Origin of the sequence: Marisediminicola sp. LYQ85, from assembly GCF_046600695.1 — a bacterium.
Taxonomy (GTDB): Bacteria; Actinomycetota; Actinomycetes; order Actinomycetales; family Microbacteriaceae; genus Marisediminicola.
The window spans coordinates 1,644,399-1,666,138 of record NZ_JBKIWO010000001.1 but is presented as its reverse complement, the minus strand read 5'-3'; the positions used below and the strand labels follow the sequence as shown (position 1 = coordinate 1,666,138).

The 21,740-nt window shown below is 68.4% G+C and carries 17 protein-coding genes; 8 read left to right on the top strand and 9 right to left on the bottom strand.

Going from position 1 to position 21,740, the window contains the following annotated elements:
* Nucleotides 1-71: 71 nt before the first annotated feature.
* Nucleotides 72-1,058 (top strand): aldo/keto reductase, encoded by a 987-nt coding sequence (locus ACLHG5_RS07855; protein WP_411318341.1) that lies wholly within the window; start codon nt 72-74, stop codon nt 1,056-1,058.
* Between the two features lie 42 nt (nt 1,059-1,100).
* Here ACLHG5_RS07855 and ACLHG5_RS07850 read toward each other — a convergent pair whose 3' ends face one another.
* The 3 genes from ACLHG5_RS07850 to ACLHG5_RS07840 are packed head-to-tail and all read right to left on the bottom strand — an operon-like array spanning nt 1,101 to nt 4,025.
* Complete coding sequence (locus ACLHG5_RS07850) at nt 1,101-1,931, bottom strand: aldo/keto reductase (RefSeq protein ID WP_411314741.1); 831 nt, start codon at nt 1,929-1,931, stop codon at nt 1,101-1,103.
* Between the two features lie 10 nt (nt 1,932-1,941).
* Nucleotides 1,942-2,781, bottom strand: a complete 840-nt coding sequence (locus ACLHG5_RS07845) for a DUF1206 domain-containing protein (protein ID WP_411314742.1) — start codon at nt 2,779-2,781, stop codon at nt 1,942-1,944.
* Nucleotides 2,782-2,816: 35 nt separating this feature from the next.
* A complete protein-coding gene (locus tag ACLHG5_RS07840; protein WP_411318340.1) occupies nt 2,817-4,025 on the bottom strand; it encodes an MFS transporter in 1,209 nt (402 codons plus the stop codon).
* Between the two features lie 261 nt (nt 4,026-4,286).
* Between ACLHG5_RS07840 and ACLHG5_RS07835 the strand changes: the two genes are divergently transcribed.
* The 3 genes from ACLHG5_RS07835 (at nt 4,287) to ACLHG5_RS07825 (ending at nt 8,641) form a co-directional block, all read left to right on the top strand.
* Nucleotides 4,287-6,827 carry a ribonucleoside-diphosphate reductase subunit alpha gene (locus ACLHG5_RS07835; RefSeq protein WP_411314744.1) on the top strand — a complete coding sequence of 847 codons (2,541 nt, stop codon included), beginning with the start codon at nt 4,287-4,289 and terminating at the stop codon, nt 6,825-6,827.
* Nucleotides 6,828-6,981: 154 nt separating this feature from the next.
* Nucleotides 6,982-7,974, top strand: coding sequence for a ribonucleotide-diphosphate reductase subunit beta (locus ACLHG5_RS07830; protein WP_411314745.1), 993 nt, complete (start codon nt 6,982-6,984; stop codon nt 7,972-7,974).
* A gap of 133 nt (nt 7,975-8,107) precedes the next feature.
* Nucleotides 8,108-8,641: a GNAT family N-acetyltransferase gene (locus tag ACLHG5_RS07825; RefSeq protein ID WP_411318339.1), complete on the top strand. Its 534-nt coding sequence runs from the start codon at nt 8,108-8,110 to the stop codon at nt 8,639-8,641.
* 179 nt (nt 8,642-8,820) lie between these two features.
* Here ACLHG5_RS07825 and ACLHG5_RS07820 read toward each other — a convergent pair whose 3' ends face one another.
* From ACLHG5_RS07820 to hrpA, 3 genes are read right to left on the bottom strand one after another with little or no spacing between them, the layout of a single operon-like run.
* Entirely contained in the window at nt 8,821-9,576 is a 756-nt protein-coding gene (locus ACLHG5_RS07820; RefSeq protein ID WP_411318338.1) for an SDR family NAD(P)-dependent oxidoreductase, read from the bottom strand.
* On the bottom strand, nt 9,576-10,730 hold the full coding sequence (locus ACLHG5_RS07815; RefSeq protein ID WP_411318337.1) for a thiolase family protein: 1,155 nt from the start codon (nt 10,728-10,730) through the stop codon (nt 9,576-9,578). The genes ACLHG5_RS07820 and ACLHG5_RS07815 overlap by 1 nt, the downstream gene beginning before the upstream one ends.
* A 23-nt stretch (nt 10,731-10,753) precedes the next feature.
* Nucleotides 10,754-14,575 (bottom strand): ATP-dependent RNA helicase HrpA, encoded by a 3,822-nt coding sequence (gene hrpA, locus ACLHG5_RS07810; RefSeq protein WP_411318336.1) that lies wholly within the window; start codon nt 14,573-14,575, stop codon nt 10,754-10,756.
* 106 nt (nt 14,576-14,681) lie between these two features.
* Between hrpA and nhaA the strand changes: the two genes are divergently transcribed.
* A complete protein-coding gene (nhaA, locus tag ACLHG5_RS07805) occupies nt 14,682-15,977 on the top strand; it encodes a Na+/H+ antiporter NhaA (RefSeq protein WP_411318335.1) in 1,296 nt (431 codons plus the stop codon).
* Nucleotides 15,978-16,013: 36 nt separating this feature from the next.
* The gene (locus tag ACLHG5_RS07800; protein WP_411318334.1) at nt 16,014-16,841 is read left to right on the top strand and encodes an aldo/keto reductase; all 828 of its coding nucleotides are present in this window, start codon (nt 16,014-16,016) and stop codon (nt 16,839-16,841) included.
* Nucleotides 16,842-16,908: 67 nt separating this feature from the next.
* On the opposite strand, the gene ACLHG5_RS07795 is transcribed toward ACLHG5_RS07800, so the two are convergent.
* Complete coding sequence (locus ACLHG5_RS07795; RefSeq protein ID WP_411314752.1) at nt 16,909-17,658, bottom strand: MBL fold metallo-hydrolase; 750 nt, start codon at nt 17,656-17,658, stop codon at nt 16,909-16,911.
* 22 nt (nt 17,659-17,680) lie between these two features.
* Here ACLHG5_RS07795 and ACLHG5_RS07790 point away from each other — a divergent pair, with 22 nt between their 5' ends.
* Nucleotides 17,681-19,567 (top strand): thioredoxin domain-containing protein, encoded by a 1,887-nt coding sequence (locus ACLHG5_RS07790; RefSeq protein WP_411318333.1) that lies wholly within the window; start codon nt 17,681-17,683, stop codon nt 19,565-19,567.
* Here the strand turns inward: ACLHG5_RS07790 and ACLHG5_RS07785 are convergent.
* Nucleotides 19,543-20,142 (bottom strand): hypothetical protein, encoded by a 600-nt coding sequence (locus tag ACLHG5_RS07785; RefSeq protein WP_411314754.1) that lies wholly within the window; start codon nt 20,140-20,142, stop codon nt 19,543-19,545. The two genes, ACLHG5_RS07790 and ACLHG5_RS07785, sit on opposite strands and share 25 nt — an antisense overlap.
* A gap of 67 nt (nt 20,143-20,209) precedes the next feature.
* Nucleotides 20,210-21,088, bottom strand: coding sequence for a sulfurtransferase (locus ACLHG5_RS07780; protein WP_411318332.1), 879 nt, complete (start codon nt 21,086-21,088; stop codon nt 20,210-20,212).
* Nucleotides 21,089-21,168: 80 nt separating this feature from the next.
* Here ACLHG5_RS07780 and ACLHG5_RS07775 point away from each other — a divergent pair, with 80 nt between their 5' ends.
* Nucleotides 21,169-21,729: a DUF3060 domain-containing protein gene (locus ACLHG5_RS07775; protein WP_411318331.1), complete on the top strand. Its 561-nt coding sequence runs from the start codon at nt 21,169-21,171 to the stop codon at nt 21,727-21,729.
* Nucleotides 21,730-21,740 lie beyond the last annotated feature (11 nt).

The following is a 21,740-nucleotide window of genomic DNA, read 5'->3' as shown; positions in this document are numbered from 1 at the left end:
GACGGGCCTCGGCGCGCCACCACCCAACCTTCCCCGCCTTTCGCGCGTTACCGCGCGGGTACGCTCGAAGCATGGATACTCGAACACTCGGACGCACGGGCCGCACCGTCTCGGCCATCGGACTCGGCACCTGGCAGCTCGGAGCGGACTGGGGCGACGTCGACGACACGGCGGCCCGCGACATCCTCGACACCGCGGTCTCGTCGGGAGTGACCCTCTTCGACACGGCGGATGTCTACGGAGACGGGCGCAGCGAGAAGTTCATCGGCTCCTACCTCGCCGACAACCCCGGCCACGGCATCACGGTCGCGACCAAGATGGGGCGCCGCGACGCGCAGGACCCCGCCAACTTCACGCTCGCGAGGTTCCGCGAGTGGACGGACCGCTCGAGGCTCAACCTCGGGGTCGACACGCTCGACCTCGTGCAGTTGCACTGCCCGCCGACCGCCGTCTTCTCGACCGACGCCGTCTACGACGCCCTCGACACCCTCGTTCAGAACGACGCCATCGCGGCGTACGGCGTGAGCGTCGAGACCGCGGACGAAGCGCTCGCCGCGATCGCGCGCCCCGGAACCGCGACGGTGCAGATCATCCTCAACGCCTTCCGGCTCAAGCCTCTCGACGAGGTGCTCCCCGCGGCGAAAGCGGCCGGCGTCGGGATCATCGCGCGGGTGCCGCTCGCCTCGGGGCTCCTGAGCGGAAAATACACGACCGAGACCACGTTCGCCGAGAACGACCACCGCAACTACAACCGCGACGGGTCGGCGTTCGACGTCGGCGAGACGTTCTCGGGCGTCGACTTCGATCGGGGCGTCGCCGCCGCCCAGGAGTTCGCGCGACTCGCTGCGGGCACGGGCCTCTCGACGTCGCAAGCGGCGCTCGCGTGGGTCGCCCAGCTCGACGGCGTGAGCACCGTCATCCCCGGAGCGCGCTCGGTCGAGCAAGCGCGATCGAACGCCGCGGCGGGTGAGGCCGCGCCTCTCTCCGACGGGTTCACCGCCGCCGTGAAAGAGATCTACGACCGCTACTTCCGTGAGGCCGTGCACCCTCGCTGGTGACGTGTCGTGACGTCCCGCCCCGCTGGTGAACCGGGGTGCCGCTCAGCCGTTGTCGTCGGGGTCGAGTCCCGTGCGCTCGCCGCTCTCGAGAGACGCGATAGCGGCGAGGTCGTCGGTGTCGAGCTCGAAACCGAACACGTCGGCGTTGTCGCGGATGCGGTCGGCCGACACCGACTTGGGGATGACGACGAGTCCCTGCTGGATGTGCCAGCGCAGCACGACGCGAGCGGGCGAGACCCCGTGCTTCTCGCCGAGCCCGGCGAGCACGGGATCGTCGAGAACGCGGCCCCGCGCGAGCGGCGACCACGCCTCGGTGAGGATGCCGTGCTCCCGGCCGTAGCGTCGCGTCTCGTGCTGGGGCAACCACGGGTGCAGTTCCACCTGGTTGATCACGGGGGAGGTCTCGGTCTCGATCCGGAGTCGCTCGAGGTGATGAGGGTGGAAGTTGGAGACGCCGATCGATCGCACGACGCCGTCGGCCTTCAGCCGTTCGAGCGCGCGCCACGTGTCGACGTAGCGGTCCTGCCGCGGGGCCGGCCAGTGGATGAGGTAGAGGTCGACGTAGTCGAGCGCGAGCCGCTCGAGAGACCGGGCGAAGGCGCGCAGTGTCGCGTCGAAACCGTGGTCGTCTTGCCACACCTTCGTTGTGACGAAGAGGTCGTCGCGATCGACCCCCGACGCTCGCATGCCGTCGCCGACACCGCGCTCGTTGCCGTAGAGGGTCGCGGTGTCGATGTGCCGGTAGCCGAGCGAGATCGCGGTCTCGACGACGGCCTCGGCCTCGGCGTCGTCGATCTTGTACACCCCGAGGCCGAGCTGCGGAATGGTGTGGCCGTCGCTGAGCGGGAGGAGCGGCGAGAACGCACCGGTCACGAGTCGCGTCTCACAGTTTGGTCCAGCGTGCGCGCGCGAAGCAGTACACGCCGAACGCGATGAGACCGGCGCCGACCACCCAGAGGATGACCTGGCCGAAGGGGAGCTCGGTGAGCGACTTGAGGGCGCCGTCGAGGCCCGTCGCTTCGCTCGCGTCGTGCGTCACACCCGCGACGATGAAGAGGATCCCGACGACCGCGAGGGCGACCCCCTTGGCGATGTAGCCGACGACACCCGCGGCGTCGACGGCGCGCCCGAGGGTGCCCCCCGGGATCGCGACATCCTCGTGGAACTTCTTCGTCGCGCCCTTGAAGACGAAGTAGCCCCCGATGGCGATCACGGCGAGACCGAGCGCGACCACGAGCGCCACACCCACCGGAGACTCGAGCAGCGTCGCCGTGACGCTCGTCGAGTCGCTCGACGAGTCGGACGACCCGCCCCTCGCGTAGGTGAAGGCCGTCGACGCGACCGCGAGATAGGCCACGGCCTTGCCGAACTCCTTCGCGCGCTCGGCCCACTTGCGTTTCTCGTCTTGCGGCGGAACGATGATCGCCTGCACGACCTGCCACGCCCCGAGCCCGACGAGCCCGACGACGGCGAACCACAGCACGAAGACCCCGCCGGGCGTCGCTGCGAGCCCCGCGAGCGCGCCGGACTGGTCGGCGCTGCCGCCCTCGCCGAGCGCGATGCTGATCGCGATGCCCCCGATGAGGGCGTGGAGTATCCCGTTGACGGCATAACCGGAGCGAGCGACGAGCCGGAAACCGCGGCTCCGACTCACATCGCGGGCGGCGTCCTGGGTGCTGTCTCCAGCGTCTTTCGCTGCATTCTTCGCGCTCGAGGAGTTCATGTCGTCAGCCTAAGCGGGGCGCGCATCCTGCGGTGTCAGCTCGGCTGGACGGCGATCGGCTCGGTGTCGGGAATCGGGCTCGCGTCGCGCCCGCGCAAGTCGGGATGCCAGCGCCGGAAGACGGTCGGCACGATGAACCCGACGCCCGCGAACGCGGCGGCCGCCCAGAACCCCCCGACGGAACCCTGGGCGTCGATGAGGAACCCGGCGACCGCGGAGCCGAGCGCGGCGCCGATGAGTTGACCCGTGCCGACCCAGCCGTAGGCCTCGGCCGTGTCGCTGAAGCGCACGCTCGCCGACACGATCGCGAACATCACCGCGAGGGCGGGCGCGAGAGTGATGCCCGCGACCACGAGGGCGGCCGAGAGCGACCAGAAGTCGAACGCGAAGATCGCGAGCGCCATGCCCACGAACACGACGAACATGCGGCGGGCGAGCGCCCACGGACCCACCGGGATGTGCCCGAACGACAGTCCGCCGATGAGCGAGGCGACGGCCCAGATGGCGAGCACGAACCCGGATTGCGCCGAGCCCTCACCGAAACTCGAGACGACGGCGGCTTCGACAGCGGCGCACGCCCCCACGAGGAGGAATCCGGTGATCGTCGCGAGCAGGACGGGGCGCCGGGCGAGCACGAGGCCCATGCGGCGCCGGCTGCGGGGGATGCGCACGCGCCCGACCTCGGGGCACGCGATGAACCACGCCCCGCCGCCCACGAGGAAGACCATGGCGACGACGATCGCCGCGACCGTCGACACCTGGGTCGCGATGAACGTCGTGACGACGGGGGCCGCGATCCAGATGATCTCCTGCGCCGAGGCGTCGAGCGAGAAGAGCGGCGTCAGCTGCCGCGAGTTGACCATCTTCGGGTAGATGGTGCGCACGGCGGGCTGCACGGGGGGAGTCGCGAGGCCGCCCACGAGGCCAATGAGCATGTACGCCCACACGGGCACGGTGAGAAACGCGATCCCCGCCATCGAGAGGGTGCACACGATGAGGGTGAGGGTGAGCACTCGGCGCATCCCCCAGATGCCCATCCACCTGCTTGTGAGCGGACCGGCGACGGCTTGCCCCACGCTCGTCGCCGCGAGCACGAGCCCGGCGGAACCGTAGGAGTCGGTGATGCCCTCGATGTGCAGCAGATAGGCGAGCGAGAGCATCCCGTTGGGGAAACGCGCGGTCAATTGCGCGCTGATGATGCGCGCGACCCCCGGGGCGCGCAAGAGATCGCCGTACCTACTCACAATGGCTCAGCCTAGCCCTGGGAAACAGCCTCGAAAACAGGGTCATCCGGTTCCACAGGGTGTGGAGAAGTCCGCCGAGTTATGCACATCTGTGGATGACACGCCCACTACATCTAGGGTTCTTCCGATGTCGGAGGCCCGCTATATAGTGATCACACCGCCGAGCTGGTGATCTAACCCAGCCGACGGATCACACGCCGCGAGCGAACATCACGCGCGGCGCGGGGGTCAACACAACGTGGGGTCGCAAGGGAGATTTTCGTGGAGATTACGGTAGTTAAGCGCAACGGCGAGCGGGAGCCATACGACGCCAACAAGATCAACCTCGCCATCGAGCACGCGAGTGCCGGTCTCGACGACAACATCGCGTGGGTCACGCAGATCGCGTCGGAACTCGAGATCACGCTCTTCGACGGCATCACGACGCAGCAGCTCGACGAAGCCGTCATCCAGGTGGCGCTGCAGAACGTCAAAGACGACCCGGCGTTCGACACCGTGGCCGCCCGGCTTCTGCTCAAGACCATCTACAAGCGCGTGCTCGGCGACTACACGACCGCCGAGGAGCTCAAGCAGCTCCACGCGGCTCACTTCGGAGCCAACATCACGCGCGGCGTCGAAGAGAAGCTCCTCGACCCCCGCCTCGTCGACATGTTCGACCTCGACACCCTCGCCGCCGCGCTCGAGCCCGCCCACGACGAGCTCCTCAAATACATCGGCGTCGTGACCCTCAACAACCGCTACGGCATCAAGGGCCGCAACGGCGACGCCCTCGAGGTTCCGCAGTACTTCTGGATGCGCATCGCGATGGGCCTGTCGCTCAACGAGGCCGACCCCACGAGCACGGCCATCGCGTTCTACGAGAAGATGGCGAAACTCGAGTACCTCGCCGCAGGCTCGACCCTCGTGAACGCCGGAACGATCTACCCGCAGCTCGCGAACTGCTTCGTCATGGAGATGCAAGACGACATGGAGCACATCGCGAAGACGACGCGCGACGTCATGTGGCTCACCAAGGGAACCGGCGGCATCGGCCTCTCGGTCTCGAAGCTGCGCGCCCAGGGCTCGCCCATCCGCTCCAACAACACCACGTCGACGGGACCGATCCCGTTCATGCACACGATCGACTCGATCCTGCGCGCGGTGAGCCGGGGCGGCAAGAAGTTCGGCGCCCTGTGCTTCTACATGGAGAACTGGCACCTCGACTTCCCGGAGTTCCTCGACCTCCGCCAGAACTCGGGCGACCCCTACCGCCGCACCCGCACGGCCAACACCGCCGTGTGGATCAGCGACGAGTTCATGAAGCGCGTGCAGCACGACCAGGACTGGTACCTCTTCGACCCGCTCGAGGTCTCCGACCTCAACGAGCTCTACGGCAAGGCGTTCTCGGAGCGCTACAACGAGTACGTCGCCCTCGCCGACGCCGGCCAGATGCGCATGCACAAGCGCATCAAGGCGCGCGAGCAGTTCAAGTCGATCCTCATCTCGCTGCAGACGACGTCGCACCCGTGGCTCACCTTCAAAGACACGATCAACAACCGTGCGCTTAACAACAACTCGGGAACGATCCACCTCTCGAACCTCTGCACCGAGATCACGCTCCCGCAAGACGAAGACAACGTGTCGGTGTGCAACCTCGCGTCGATCAACCTCTCGCGTCACCTCCTGCCCGACGTCGACGGCCGCCCCGGCGGAGTCGACTTCGCGAAGATCGCCGAGAGCGCTCGCCTCGCGGTGCGTCAGCTCGACAACCTCATCGACATCACGCGCTCGTCGGTGCAGGAAGCCGACTTCTCGAACCAGCAGAACCGTGCGGTCGGCCTCGGAGTGATGGGCTTCACCGACATCATCGAGCGCCTCGGCATCAGCTACGAGAGCGAAGAGTCCTACGCCCTCATCGACGAGATCATGGAGCACGTCTCCTACGCGGCGATCGACGAGAGCGCCGATCTCGCCCAGGTTCGCGGCGCCTACCCCAACTTCGAGGGCTCGCGCTGGTCGCAGGGCCTCGTGCCGCTCGACAGCATCGCGCTCACCGAAGCCGACCGCGGAAGCGAGATCCAGGTCAACCGCACCACGCGTCTCGACTGGGACGCCCTGCGCACCAAGGTCAAAGGCGGAATGCGCAACGCGACCCTCATGGCCATCGCGCCCACGGCGTCCATCGGACTCGTCGCGGGAACGACCCCCGGTCTCGACCCGCAGTTCTCGCAGATCTTCAGCCGCGCGACATCCAACGGCAAGTTCCTCGAGGTCAACCGCAACCTCGTGACCGACCTGCAGAAGCTCGGACTCTGGGACACCACGCGTGAGACGATCCTGCGCAGCCAGGGAGACATCCAGAACATCGACGCGATCCCCGACGAGATCAAGGCGACATACAAGACGAGCTTCCAGCTCTCGCCGTACGCCTTCCTCGAGGTCGCCGCTCGCGCTCAGAAGTGGATCGACCAGGCCATCAGCCGCAACATGTACCTCGAGACCCGCGACATCGGCGACATGATGGATATCTACATGTCGGCGTGGGAGCGTGGCGTCAAGACCACGTACTACCTGCACATGAAGCCTCGCCACACCGCGGAGCAGTCCACGGTCAAGGTCAACAAGTCGGAGCAGATCGGTTCGGGAGCCCGCAAGGGCTTCGGCGCCTCGGCAGGAACGGCGCCGGCATCTGTCTCGGCACACCCGGCGGCAGAACCCGTCGCACCGGCGGTGGCCGAGTCCGCCGCTGTTCCCGCGACCGCCGAGAGCGCCGCTCCCTCGGCACCCAAGAAGGGCTTCGGCTTCGGAAAGGCGAGCAACTGATGGACACCCAGCAGAACGACACGAGCTTCGACTACTACGTTCCGGTCGACCCGATGGACGACCTGCACTGCGACAGCTGCCAGTGACGCCTCCGGGCACCGCGGCATCCACAACGAACACGACGACGCACGACCACACGAAAGAGAGCTAGACAATGGGCATCCTCGGCACCGGCTTGCAAGACGGACTCCTCCTCAAGCCGATCAAGTACCAGTGGGCAATGGACCTCTACGACCAGGCTGTCGCCAACACCTGGTTCCCCAACGAGATCCAGCTCGGCGAAGACATCGCCGACTTCAAGAAGATGACCGACGAAGAGCGCCACGCCGTGACGTTCCTCATGAGCTACTTCAACCCGAACGAGCTCCTCGTGAACAAGGCGCTCGCGTTCGGCGTCTACCCCTACGTGTCGGCGGCCGAGTGCAGCCTCTACCTCGCGAAGCAGATGTGGGAGGAAGCGAACCACTGCATGTCGTTCGAGTACGTTCTCGAGACCTTCCCGATCGACCGGGAGGCGGCGTACAACTCGCACGTCGACATCCCGTCGATGGCACGCAAAGAAGAGTTCGAGATGAAGTACATCAAGCGGATGACCGAGCAGACGCTCGACATCTCGACGACCGAGGGCAAGAAAGACTTCGTGCGCAACCTCGTGGCGTACAACGTCGTGCTCGAGGGCATCTGGTTCTACTCGGGCTTCATGGTCGCGCTGAGCTTCCGCCAGCGCAACCTTCTGCGCAACTTCGGTTCGCTCATGGACTGGGTCGTGCGCGATGAGAGCCTGCACCTCAAGTTCGGCATCAACCTCATCCTCACGGTGCTCGAAGAGAACCCCGACCTGCAGACCGAGGAGTTCGCCGCCGAGATCAAGCAGATGATCCTCGACGCCGTCGCCATGGAGGAGGAGTACAACCGCGACCTCCTCCCCGGCGGCATCCTCGGCCTCAACTCGAACTACATCAACCAGTACGTGAAGTACCTCGCCGACCGTCGTCTCGAGGAGCTCGGCTTCGACGCCGAGTACAACGTCACGAACCCGGCGAAGTGGATGGCTGCGGCGAACGACACGCTCCAGCTCGTCAACTTCTTCGAGTCGACCAACACGTCGTACGAGTCGAACGCGTCGGCGACCGTCGGGGCGCGCTGAGCCGAAGCACCACAGCACCACCGCACCACCGCACCACCGCACCACCGCACCACCCCGGAGGGCGTCGACCGCACGGTCGGCGCCCTCCGGCGTTGGCGGGGCCGGAACAACGCGTGGCGGTATCGTCGGAGGAATGACGTCGAGCGACACCTTCAGTACCCCCTCCAGCACCCCCTTCAGCGCCGGCGCGATCCGCACCGTCGTCGTCGACTGGGCCGACGCCCGGGGTGTCGAGCTGCGCGCGGCGATGGACCGCGAGATGACCGAGCGCTACACGGGGCGGCACGACGACGACCCCGACTTCGCCGTGAAAGCCGCGGTGGCCTTCGCGGTCGACCCCGCAGACATCCTCGCCGTCGTGCTCGCGCTCGACGACGCGGGTGAGGCCATCGGGCACGCGGCCCTCCGCACGCTCGACGGGCGATTCGAGATCAAACGCGTCGTCGTCGCCCAGCACGCGCGCGGTCGGGGCGTCGGCCTCACCCTCATGGCGGCGATCGAGGCCGAGGCGCTGAGGCTCGGTGCCGAGACGGTCATCCTGCAGACGGGCGACCGGCAGCCCGACGCCGTCGCGATGTACGGCAAGATCGGCTACGAGCTCATCCCCACCTACGACCCGTACAAGCCCGTGACCAACTCGATCTGCTTCGAGAAGCGCCTGGGCTGAGGGTCGCGGGGTCTGTGGTTCGGAGTCCGGAGTCCGGAGTCCGGGGTCTGGGGTCTGGGTTTCGGGTTCCCGGTTGCGGATTGCCGGAGATGCTGTTGATCGCGCGCGCCTCGCAGGAGATTCTGTGCCCCGGATGCCGCGATCTCCTGCAGTCTGCGGCCAGGGGGCAGTGCGATCCGCTACCTCGGCCCCATGCGCACCGCGCCGTCGAGACGGATCGTCTCGCCGTTGAGCAGGGGGTTCGCGGCGATGTGGAGCACGAGGGCAGCGAACTCGGCGGGGTCACCGAGCCTCGCGGGGTGAGGCACCTGGGCGGCGAGCGAGTCACGGACGTTCTGCGGCAGGGCCGCGAGCATGGGTGTCTCGAAGAGCCCGGGAGCGATCGTCATGACGCGGATGCGGTGCGCCGCGAACTCGCGGGCCATCGGCAGCGTCATGGCCGCGACACCGGCCTTGGATGCGGAGTACGACGCCTGACCGATCTGCCCGTCGAAGGCGGCGACCGACGCCGTCGACACGATCACACCGCGCTCCTCACCCGCGATCGCGACCTCGATCATCGCCGCTCCGGCGAGGCGGATGACATTGAATGTGCCGACGAGGTTGACGCGGACGACTCGTTCGAACGCCTCGAGCGAATGCGGGCCGTCGCGCCCGACCACCCGCCCCGGCGACGCGATACCCGCGCAGTTGACCACGAGCCGGAGGTCGCCGAGCGCCGCGGCGATCGCGACGGCGTCGCGCACCGCCGCTTCGTCGGCGACATCGGCGGGAGCCCAGGTCAGACCGTGCTCGCGCGCGAGGTCCGCACCGTTCGACGAGGCCAGGTCGACGATGACGACGCGCGCGCCGGAGTCGCGCAGCGCGAGCGCGGTGGCGAACCCGAGCCCCGAGGCGCCGCCGGTGACGAGCGCGACCGACCCCGCGACATCCATCAGAGCCTCTCGATCACGGTCGCGTTGGCCATGCCGCCACCCTCGCACATCGTCTGCAGCCCGAAGGTGCCGTCTCGCTCCTCGAGGGCGCCGAGCAGCGTCGTGAGCAGTCGCGTGCCCGAGGAGCCGAGGGCGTGCCCGAGGGCGATCGCGCCGCCCTTCGGGTTGATGCGCTCGGGGTCGGCGTCGAACTCGCGCTGCCACGCGAGCGGCACGCTCGCGAACGCCTCGTTGACCTCGGCGACGTCGATGTCGTCGAGCCCGAGGCCCGTGCGAGAGAGCACGCGCCGTGTGGCGGGCATGATGCCCGTGAGCATCTCGACGGGGTCGGAACCCGTGACGGCGAACCCGCGGAACCGGGCTCGGGGGGTGAGGTCGAGGAGCGCCGCGCGTTCTTCGCTTATGATGAGCACGGCAGACGCCCCATCGGTGAGCGGCGAGGAGTTGCCCGCCGTGATGCGCCAGTCGATCTCGGGGAAGCGGCGGCCGAGCGCGTCGTCGACGAAGGCCGGCGACAGACTCGCGAGAGCCTCGACGGTCGTGCCGGGGCGCACTGTCTCGTCGGTCGTGAGCCCGTCGATCGGGATCGTCTCCCGAGAGAAGTCGGCGGATGCCGCGAGCCGGTGCGATCGCGCGGCGAACTCGTCGAGGTCGCGTCGCGAGAGGTTCCATCGCGCGGCGACGAGTTCGGCCGAGACGCCCTGGCCGACGAGGCCCTCGGGGTATCGCGCGGCGACGGCCGACCCGTAGGGGTCGTCTCCGAGGGTCGCCGACCCGATCGGATGCGCGCTCATGAGCTCGACACCGCACGCGATGACGACGTCGTACGACCCCGCCATCACCCCCTGAGCCGCGAAGGTCGCCGCTTGCTGGCTCGACCCGCACTGCCGGTCGATCGTCGTTCCCGGCACCGACTCCGGAAACCCCGCGGCGAGCACGGCGTTGCGCGTGACGTTGACGGATTGCGACCCGACCTGGGCGAGGCACCCGCCGATGACGTCGTCGATGAGGGCCGGGTCGATTCCGGTGCGATCGACGAGTGCGCGGAGGGTGGTCGCGAGGAGGTCGACGGGGTGCCAGTGGGCGAGGGTGCCCCCGGGTTTGCCCCGGCCCGACGGGGTGCGCACGGCGTCGACGATGACAGCGCTGTTCATGCCGCGAGTGTACGCGGCGAGCGTCAGCGCTCCGCGAGCGCCTTGACGATGCGCTGCATCGACACGGGCTCCGCGGTGCGCAGCTGCTGCGCGAAGAGGCTCACCCGCAGTTCTTCGAGCAGCCACCGCACGCGCGTGAGTCGTGCCTCGGCGTCGGCGGGCAGCGGGATGCGCCCTCCCGCGTTCTCGAACCGGCCGATCGCCGCATGCACCTCGTTCTGTGCGACGCGGTCTTGCGCGACCGCGGTCGGCAGCCTCTCGAGCCGCGCGACGATGGCGCGCAGATATCGGGGGAGGTGGCGCAACTGCTCGACGCCCGTCGCCGACACGAAACCGGGGAACAGCAACCCGGCCACCTGGGTGCGAACGTCGGCGAGCACGGGCAGCAGCGCCATGCTCGTCGTCGCCTTGATCGAGCGCTCGACGTCTCGCGCTGCCGCAAGCACCGACGTCACGGCCGTCACCGTCTCGTAGAGGGCGTCGATGAGCCCGGCCGAGATGGCGGTGCGCGCCGCGTCGAACTCTCCGCGGGTCCAGAACAGTCCGTCGGGGGTGCGCTCCCGGAGCGCGGCGTCGACGACCGCGAGCAAGCAGTCGTCGAAGAGCGCGTTGACGTTCTGATACGGGCTCGTCGCGAGCAAGAGCTTCTCGTTCTGGCTCAGGTGGTCGCGCACCCACGAGAGGGGTGACGGGATCGCGAGGAGCAGCAGCCGACGGATGCCGCCCACCATCGCCGCACTCTGGTCGGCCGGTGTGCTCATGATCCTGATCGACACGCTCGCACCGTCGTCGCTGAGCGCGGGGTAGCCCCGCACGACCGTTCCCCCCTGGCGGGTGTCGACGACCTTCGGCAGCTCCTCGAAGTCCCACGATGTGAGACCGCGGCGCTCGAGCGCGTGCGGGGTGGCCGCGACGACGCGAGCGACTGAGTCGCGAGCCCGCGACTTGAGCTTGTGCCGCAGCGATTCGAGGTCTTTCGAGCTCGCGACGACCCTGCCACGGTCGTCGACGACGGAGAACGTCACGCGCAAGTGCGCGGGCACTCTCTCGAGCTCGAAGTCGTCGACATCCACCGGGGTGTGGGTCTTGCGCTGGATCATCTCGGCGAGGTAGCCCACGATGCTCGTCTCTTCGAGCTCGTCGGTCTCGAGCCCGTGCGCGTTCTCGAGTAGGCGCTTGGCCCAGTCGGCCGCAGGAACCACGTTGCGGCGGATCGCTTTCGGCAGGCTTTTGATGAGCGCCGTGACGAGTTCTTCGCGCAGCCCCGGCACCTGCCAGTCGAAACCGGCTGGTGAGAGCCGCGCGACGAGAGCGAGCGGAACCTTCACGGTGACGCCGTCGTCGTCGGCTCCGGGCTCGAACCGGTAGCTCAGCCCGAGCGACTGGTCGCCCTGGCGCCACTCGCTCGGAAAGCGCGTCTCGTCGATGCCCGCGTCGGACTCTTCGGCGTCGAGGAGGTTCTCGGCGGTCATCGTCAGGAGGTCGGGCGTCTCGGCGCGCGCTGTGCGCCACCACGACTCGAACGCGCGGGTCGAGTAGATGTCGGCGGGAATCCTGCGGTGGTAGAACTCGAAGATGGTTTCGTCGTCGACGAGGATGTCGCGGCGCCGCGTGCGCTCCTCGAGCTCGGCCAGCTCTTTCCGCAGCACCCGGTTGTCGCGATCGAACTGCGACAGGCGCTTGTCGATGCGGTCGATGTCCCAGTCGCCCTCGACGAGGGCGTTGCGGATGAAGAGGTCGCGCGCATACGAGGGGTCGATGCGCCAGAACTGGGTGCGTCGTTTCTCGACGATCGGCACGCCGTAGAGGGTCACCTTCTCCCACGCGACGACGGCCCCCTGCTTCTTCTCCCAGCGCGGCTCGCTGTAGCTGCGCTTGACGAGGTCTTTCGCGAGGGGTTCGGCCCAGGCCGGGTCGATCGCGGCGTTGACGCGCGCGAAGAGCCTGCTGGTCTCCACGAGCTCGGCGCTCATCACCGCGTCGGGCTGCTTCTTGGCGAGGGCCGACCCCGGAAAAACGAGAAAACGCACCTGGCGTGCGCCGACGTAGTCCTTCTTCTGGCGGTCTTTGATTCCGATCTGGCTCAGGAGCCCCGCGAGAAGCGACTTGTGGATGCCGACGGGGTCGACGTGGGGCTCGCCGATCGTGAGGCCGAGGGGCTTCGCCATCCTCTGCAGCTGGCGGTAGACGTCGTTCCACTCGCGCACGCGCAGGTAGTTGAGGTATTCGGCTTTGCACAGGCGCCGGAAGGCGCTGCTACTGAGCTCGGCCTCCTTCTCGCGCAGGTGGTTCCACAGGTTGACGAAGCCGAGGAAGTCGCTCGTCGGGTCGACGAAGCGCGCGTGCTGCTGGTCGGCCTGCGTGCGCTTCTCGAGTGGGCGCTCGCGCGGATCCTGGATGCTCAGCGCCGCGACGATCGCCATGACCTCGCGTGTCGTGCCGTGCTGCTTCGACTCGATGACCATGCGGCCCAGTCGCGGGTCGATGGGCAACTGGGCGAGCTGCTTGCCGATCGCTGTGATGCGGCGCTCGTCCGTTCCCTTCGCGGCGGTCACGGCGCCGAGCTCGGTGAGCAGGTCGAGGCCGTCTTTGATGCCGCGGGAGTCCGGCGGCTGCAAGAAGGGGAACGCCGCGATGTCTCCGAGCCCGAGCGAGATCATCTGCAGGATGACCGCCGCGAGGTTGGTGCGCAGGATCTCGGGCTCGGTGAACTCGGGGCGTGACGCGAAGTCCTCCTCGGAGTAGAGCCGGATCGCGATGCCGTCGCTCGTGCGACCCGAGCGCCCGGACCGCTGGTTGGCGGATGCCTGCGAGATCGCCTCGATCGGCAGTCGCTGCACTTTGGCCCGCACGCTGTACCGCGAGATGCGCGCGGTTCCCGCGTCGATCACGTAGCGGATGCCGGGCACGGTGAGGCTCGTCTCGGCGACGTTCGTCGCGAGAACGATGCGACGGCGCGTTCCGGCGGTCGTCGACGGGCGGAACACGCGGTGCTGGTCGGCCGCGCTCAGTCGACCGTAGAGGGGGAGCACTTCGGTGAAGGGGAGGGAGCGCCCCGCGATCGCCTCCTCGGCGTCGCGGATCTCGTTCTCCCCGCTCAGGAACACGAGCACGTCTCCCGACGACTCCCGCGAGAGCTCGTCGAGGGCCTGGTTGATGCCGTCGATGGGGTCGATGCTCGGGGCCGGGCGGTCGTCGAGATCGTCGGTCTCGGCGATCTCGGCGACGAGTGGGCGATACCTCACCTCGACGGGGAAGGTCCGGCCCGACACCTCGACGATCGGCGCGGGGTTGCCCGCGGCATCCGCGAAGTGCTTCGCGAAGCTCTCCGGGTCGATCGTCGCCGAGGTGATGACGACTTTGAGGTCGGGCCTGCGGGGGAGGAGCTGCTTGAGATAGCCGAGGAGGAAGTCGATCGTGAGACTGCGCTCGTGGGCCTCGTCGATGATGATCGCGTCATATTTCTTGAGCAGCCGGTCTCGGTGGATCTCGTTGAGCAGGATCCCGTCGGTCATGAGCTTGATGCGCGTGTCTTTGCCGACGCGATCGGTGAACCGCACCTGGTAGCCCACGACGCCGCCGAGTTCGGTGCCGAGCTCCTCGGCGATGCGCTCGGCGATCGTGCGTGCCGCGATGCGTCGGGGTTGCGTGTGTCCGATGCTCGTGCGGCCGAGTTCGAGCAGGATCTTCGGCAGTTGCGTGGTCTTGCCCGACCCGGTCTCGCCCGCGACGATCACGACCTGGTTGTCACGCACGATGTCGGCGATCTCGTCGCGCATCCTGCTGACCGGCAGCTCTTCGGGGTAGCTGATCTCGAGCGGCGGCGCGGCGGAGGTGTCGGTCATGAGCATTCCATCGTACGTCGCCGGGTCGCCTACGATGGTCCGGCGGCCGATCTCGCGGTGGTGCCGCACACCCCTCGAGTTGATGACCGCGATTGCGAGAGCTCCCATGGCGACTGAAACCGACCCGAGGCCGTCCGGCCAGCAGAAGACGAGCACCTGGTATCGCCTCGCGCGCGTGCTCAGTCAGGATGCGATCGGCGGCGCCCTTCTGCTCGGTGCGACGATCATCGCGCTCGTTCTCGCGAACACCCCGATCGCCGACGGGTATTTCGCCGTGCGCGACTTCACCTTCGGCATCCCCGAGTGGCGTCTCGATCTGAGTGTCGGGGCGTGGGCTGCCGACGGTCTCCTCGCGATTTTCTTCTTCGTCGTGGGGCTCGAGCTCAAGGAGGAGTTCGTAGCGGGCAAACTGCGCAACCCGCGCGCCGCGGCGGTGCCGATCGCGGGTGCCGTCGGCGGTGTCATCGTTCCCGCCGTGATCTTCACCCTCATCAACCTCGACGACGGTGCCGATGCGCTGCGCGGGTGGGCGATTCCGACGGCGACCGACATCGCATTCGCGGTCGCGGTGATCGCGGTCGTCGGGCGGTTCCTCCCCCCGGCGCTGCGCACGTTCCTGTTGACCCTCGCGATCGTCGACGACCTCATCGCGATCACGATCATCGCCGTGTTCTACACCGACGAGCTCGATTTCCTCATGCTCGGACTCGCCCTCATCCCGCTGGCGATCTTCACGGTGCTCGTGCAGCGAGGCGTGCGGTCGTGGTGGCTCCTGCTGCCTCTCGCATTCGCCACCTGGACGCTCATCCACGCCTCGGGAGTGCACGCGACGGTCGCCGGGGTGCTGCTCGGGTTCGCGGTTCCGGTTCTCGCGACGCCGAGAGCCCGAGTGGATGCCGGTGTCGGCCCCGACGGCCAGCCGCGCTATCACGGTCTCGCCGAGCACTTCGCCGAACGCTGGAGCCCCCTCTCGGCCGGCCTCGCCGTGCCGATCTTCGCCTTCTTCTCGGCGGGGGTCGCGGTCGGCGGGCTGTCCGGTCTCGCGACCGCTCTGCAGACGAGCATCGCGATCGGCGTCATCGTCGGACTCATCGCGGGCAAGTTCATCGGTATCCTCGCCGGCTCGTGGCTCATCACGCGGATCAAGGGCATCGACCTGGATCCGTCATTCAGATGGATCGACCTCGTGGGGATGACCTTCATCGCGGGAATCGGCTTCACCGTCTCGCTCCTCGTCGGGGAGCTCGCGTTCGGCCAGGGCTCCGAGTACGACGACGACACCAAGATCGGGGTGCTCGTGGGCTCGTTCATCTCCGCGATCATCGGGTCGGCGATCCTCAGCGTGCGCAACAGGCACTACCGCAAGGCGGGTCTCGACGAGGCGGAGCTCTCGGTTCCGTAGGGCTCACCCGACGGTCGCGCGTGACAGCATGGGCGTATGACTGTTCCCCGCGTCACCCTCAACGACTCCCATCTCATCCCGCAGCTCGGATTCGGGGTGTTCAAGGTCGACCCCGGCGAGACGGAACGCATCGTCTCCGACGCTCTCGAGGTCGGCTACCGACACATCGACACCGCGGCGATCTACGGAAACGAGGAGGGTGTCGGTCGCGCGATCGCGGCATCCGGAATCGCTCGCGACGAACTGTTCGTCACGACGAAGCTGTGGAACGCCGACCAGGGATCCGAGACCGCGCCCGCGGCGTTCGACGCGAGCCTCGAGAAGCTCGGCCTCGACCACGTCGACCTCTACCTCATCCACTGGCCGACCCCGCAGCGTGACCTCTACGTCGAGAGCTGGCGCGCGCTCGAGACGATCCGCGAGGGAGGTCGCACGCGGTCGATCGGCGTGAGCAACTTTCTCGTCGAGCACCTCGAGCGACTCGAGCGCGAGTGCGACATCGTGCCCGCCGTGAACCAGATCGAGCTGCACCCGTACCACCAGCGCCGCGCCGAAACCGCCTACGGTCACGATCACGGCATCGTCACCGAAGCGTGGGGTCCGCTCGGGCAGGGCAAATACCCCCTCCTCGAACTCGACGAGATCACGGCGGCGGCGGCGGCCCACGAGCGCACCTCGGCGCAGGTCGTGCTGCGCTGGCACCTCCAGCAGGGTCACGTCGTGTTTCCGAAGTCGAACTCGCGCGCGCGCATCGCCGAGAACTTCGACGTCTTCGACTTCGAGCTGAGCGACGACGAGATGCGGGCCATCACGGCCCTCGAGCGTGGCGAGCGTGTGGGCGGTGACCCGCTCGAGATCAACTGATCTCGCGGCCCCGCGGTGGTCTGCCCTGTTGCTTCAGCTCGACGCGTTGCTTCAGCTCGACGCGTTGCTACAGCTCGACGCGTTCGCCGCGGGGTGTCGGCACGAGCGCGCTCGAGTCGGTGAACGCCGCAACCACGTCGTCGCGCGTCTCGCTGAAGTGCTCCCAGTCTTCGGTGTGCACGACCACGACGCGCGTCGCCGAGAGCACGTCGGCGGCCGCGCGCGCCTGCTCCGCCGTGAGGGTGAGCGGCGCGTCGATGCCCGGCACGCGCGCGGCCCCCGCCGAGAGGACCGCGATGTCGATGGCGGGAAACCTCTCGGCGATCTGCTCGACGAGGCCGAGCGACGCGTTGTCGCCGCTCACGTAGACGGTCGGCTCTCCCGGTGCCTCGAGCACGAAGCCGACGACCTCCCCGGTGCGCGATTCCGAGCCGGGCGGGCCGTGGAGCGCGGGAACGACGGTCACGGTCACGCCGTCGACGTCGATGCTCTCCCAGTCGTCGAAGCCGCGCACGGTTCCGCCCCACAGGTCGCTCGCCGCCGAGTTGGTGCTGAGCGTGAGCGGGCCCTGCGCGAGCAGCTCGAGACCCTCCCAATCGAGGTTGTCCTTGTGCGCGTGGTGCGAGAGCAGCACGACGTCGACGGTGCCGAGTCCGGCTCGCGTCACTCCGGGCCCCGCGGTCTTCACGAGGGTGGTCGTTCCCGGTTCGGCGTAGGTCGTGGGGGTGTCGAACGTCGGGTCGGTGACGAAGCGCAGGCCCGCGTATTCGAGAAGCGCGGTGGGTCCACCGATGAAGGTTATGGCTGTCGTAGGCACACTGCGAGCCTACGCTGGAAGCATGCCGAATCGCCTGATCGATGCCGTCAGTCCCTACCTGAGGTCGCACGCCGACAACCCCGTGGACTGGCAGGAGTGGGGGCCCGAGGCGTTCGCCGAGGCCGCCGAACGCGACGTTCCGGTGCTCGTCTCGATCGGATACTCCACGTGCCACTGGTGTCACGTGATGGCGCGCGAGAGTTTCAGCGATCCCGTGATCGCCGAGCAGATGAACCGGGACTTCGTGTCGATCAAGGTCGATCGTGAGGAGCACCCCGAGGTCGACTCGAGCTACCTCGCGGCGGCGGGCGCCTTCACGGGTCAGCTCGGGTGGCCACTCAACGTCTTCGTCACCCCGGCGGGTAAGGCGTTCTTCGCGGGCACGTACTTTCCCCCGCAACCGGTGCAGGGGCATCCGCCGTTCCGCACTGTGCTCGACGCTGTCGCGGATGCCTGGCGCGACCGCCGCGACGAGGTCGAGTCGAACGCCGACACGGTCGCGCGAGCGATCGCCGGAAGCGCGACCCTCGCGCGCGGCGACCTGCCGACGCTCGAGGCGTTCGACGGGGTCGTACGCGAGCTCGTCGGGTTCGAAGACACGGAGTTCGGCGGCTTCGGCACGGCACCGAAATTTCCGGTCGTGCCCGTGCTCGGTCTGCTCCTCGACGCGGGGTCTCTCCCGTCCACGTCGACCGAGGGGCGCACACCGCGCGACGCCGGCGAGCTCGCGCGTCGCACCCTCGGAGCGATGGCGTCGTCGCCGTTGCGCGACGCGGTCGAGGGCGGCTTCTTCCGCTACTCCACGCGCCGCGACTGGAGCGAACCGCACTACGAGCGCATGCTCTACGACAACGCTCTGCTTCTCGGGTGCTACGCGCGCTCGAGCGAGCACCTCGAGGTCGCGGAGGGCATCGCGCAGTTTCTCGGCTCGGTCATGCGACTCGAGAGCGGGGCGTTCGCGTCGGCGCAAGACAGTGAGAGCACCGTCGACGGTGAGCGCACCGAGGGCGGCTACTACCGGCTCGGCGCGGTCGAGCGATCGCGCGAGCGCCCGCCCGCCCTCGACGAGAAGGTGCTCACGGGGTGGAACGGCCTCGCGATCGAGGCGCTCGCCGACGCGGGGTTCCGCCACGACAGATCCGACTGGATCGACCTCGCTCGCGACGCCGCGGAGCACGTGCTCTCACGGCATCGACTCGACGACGGCACCCTCGTGCGCGCATCCATCGGTCAGTCGGTGTCGGCGGCGCGCGCGACCCTCGAGGATTACGGGATGTTCGCGGCGGGACTGCTCAGGCTCGGGCTCGCCTCCGGCGACCACCGCTGGGCTCTCGCCGCGCGCGAACTCGTCGACGGGGCGATGGCGGCGGCGGGCGACTCCGAGGTGCCGTTCGCGGTGCCGGGCGGCGGCGACCCGGTTCTCGCGTCGCAAGGGCTCTCGCTCGACACCGACCCTTCGGAGGGGGCGTACCCCTCGGGGGTGAGTTCGCTCGCTCGCACGGCGCTCACCCTGCACTCGCTCACGGGCGAGGCGGCATACGCGGTCGCGGCCGAACGGGCCATGGCGCTCGTCGCTCCGCTCGCGACCCCGCGGCCGGTGTCGTTCGGCGCCGCGCTCGGTGCGATGCTCGCGATCGCCGCTCGCGGCCCCCAGATCGTCGTCGTCACGGGAGCGGATGACGGTTCCTCCGTCGTCGGCGTGGCCCGATCGGTCGACAGGGCGGGTGCCGTCGTCGCCATCGTGAGCGAGAGCTCGGCACGGGCGTTCGCCGATGCGGGATTCGAGCTCTTCGCCGGGAGGACGAGCCAGGGCGGTCTCGCGACGGCGTACGTGTGCCGGGAGTTCGTGTGTCGCCTACCTGTGACCGCGGCGGACGCCTTCGCTCACGAGCTCGCGTCTGCGGGCTGACCGACTATCGCGCGGGGCCGCGAGACGACGACCGCGAGGATCGCGTATCCGCCCGCGAGCAGGAGCATCGCGACGGTTCCGAGCGGAAAGAACACGTGTCCTTCGGCGATGAGGTAGGCGCCGACGACCGCAAGCAGCGTGCCCGGGATGCTCGCGAGCCGGGAGCGGATGAACGCGGCGACCCCCGCGACGAGGGTGCCGGCCACGAGTGACCACACTCCCGCCGTCGCGAGCAGGTTGGCGATGCGGAAGATCGGCGACGTCGCGTCGGGTTCGCCCGCGGCGACGAGGGCACCCCCACCGATTCCCGCGAGCACGTCGAGTGCCGTGTAGAGGGTGGCGAAGCCGTAGCCGAAGAACGCGCCGAGCCAGCCGAGTCGACGATCGACCGCACGCGCGACGAGCCACGGCGCGAGCCCCATGAGTGGGAAGACGAAGAGCAGCACGATGTGCATGTCGCGCCAGTACCCCGCGGTGTCGGGGGTGAGCCGCATCGGGTGGGTGAGGCCGATCGCGCCGGCAAGGAGGGCGGGCACCGTGGCGCCGAGGATGAGGAGGATCCGGGCGCGTGACATGCTGCCGATGCTACCCGCGCGGGTCGCGAGCACCCTGGGGCGCCCCGCTCACGCGCCGAAGAGGCCGTCAGCGCGAGGTGAGCGCGTGCTCCCTGTCCCAGTCGAGGAGCGAGCCGTCGTACACCGCGACATCCTCCTGGCCGATGAGGGTCAGGGCGAGCGCATCGGCCGCGGCGTCGATGCCGCTGTGGCAGAAGGTCACGACGCGATGCCCGACGACGTCGTCGAACAGTTCGCGCAGGGCCGCCTCGTCGACGAACTCGTTCGTCGAGGGATCGACGAGGTGCGACACCGGGATCGTCGCGCTCGCGGGGATGCTCGAGGAGGTGCTCGGGGAGCTCGCCCCGATCGGCGCTCGACCGCGCCACGGCGTCGTCGGGAGGGCGCTCACGAGTCTCGTGTCGGTGTCGCCCGCGACGATGCTCTCGACCTCCGCGCGGTCGGCCCACAGTCTCGGTCGCTCGAACGCTGCGAAGTCGGCCGTGAGGGGGCTCACGTGACCGAGCTCGACGGCGCGATCCTCGGCGACCCAGCGCACGAATCCGCCGTCGAGAACGGCCACGGAGTCGTAACCCCACGAGCGGAACAACCACCAGAGGCGTGACGCCCACTCACCAGACGAGGTGTCGTAGACGATGACGGTCGTCTCGTTGTCGATACCGAGGTGGCCGACGGCATCCTCGAATCTTTCTTGCGACGGCTTGGCGAACGGGGCCGCGCCGTCGGGGTCGGAGAGGCCGTCGATGAGGTCGGCGAAGATGGCGCCGGGGATGTGCCCCTCGAGCACGTAGCGCTCGTGGCCGGTGACGAGACCGCCGAACTCTCCGAGCACGCCCGTCGACCACGACACCGTCGCATCGATGATGACGAATTTGTCGGCTCCGAGGTGGTCGGCGAGCCACTGCGTCGACACCAGAGGCGAGATGAGAAGGGGTCCGGTCGTCACGAGCACACGGTAGCAAGAGGCCACCGACAGTGGTCGGGAATCTGCAAAGAACCGTAACGCTCTCGGCGTACGGTGAGGGCATGAGAACCCGCAGAACGTTCGCCGGCGCTGTCGTCGCCGCCTCGACGGCCCTCCTCCTCTCCGCGTGCGTCACGCTCCCCTCCTCGCTCACGCCCGTGGACGACCGGGACCGCCCGGATCGTGGGTCGAGTCGAGACGATGATCGAGGGTCGGACCCCGAGCGTGACGGCGACGACATCCGGTGCGACGGAGAATCGATCGATCTGACCGGCGAGGGTCGGGAGTTCGAACTCGAGGGTGTGTGCGGCACGGTGACCGTTCAGGGCGAAGACATCGAGGTCGACGCCGAGAGCATCGAGACGCTCGTCATACGCGGCGCTCGGACCCAGGTCGACGCGGAGACGGTCGGGTCGATCGAGATCGAGGGCCAGGACAACGAGGTGGATGTCGACGGCGACCTCGGCGAGGTCATGGTGCGAGGCGAACGCAACAGTGTCGAGGTCGACGGGAGCATCGGGACCGTCGTGATCGAGGGATCGGACAACGACGTGGTCGCCGATGACGCGATCCGCTCGATCGACAGCGCGGGTGAGCGCAACGACGTGCGCGAGAACGACTGATCGCCCCAGTG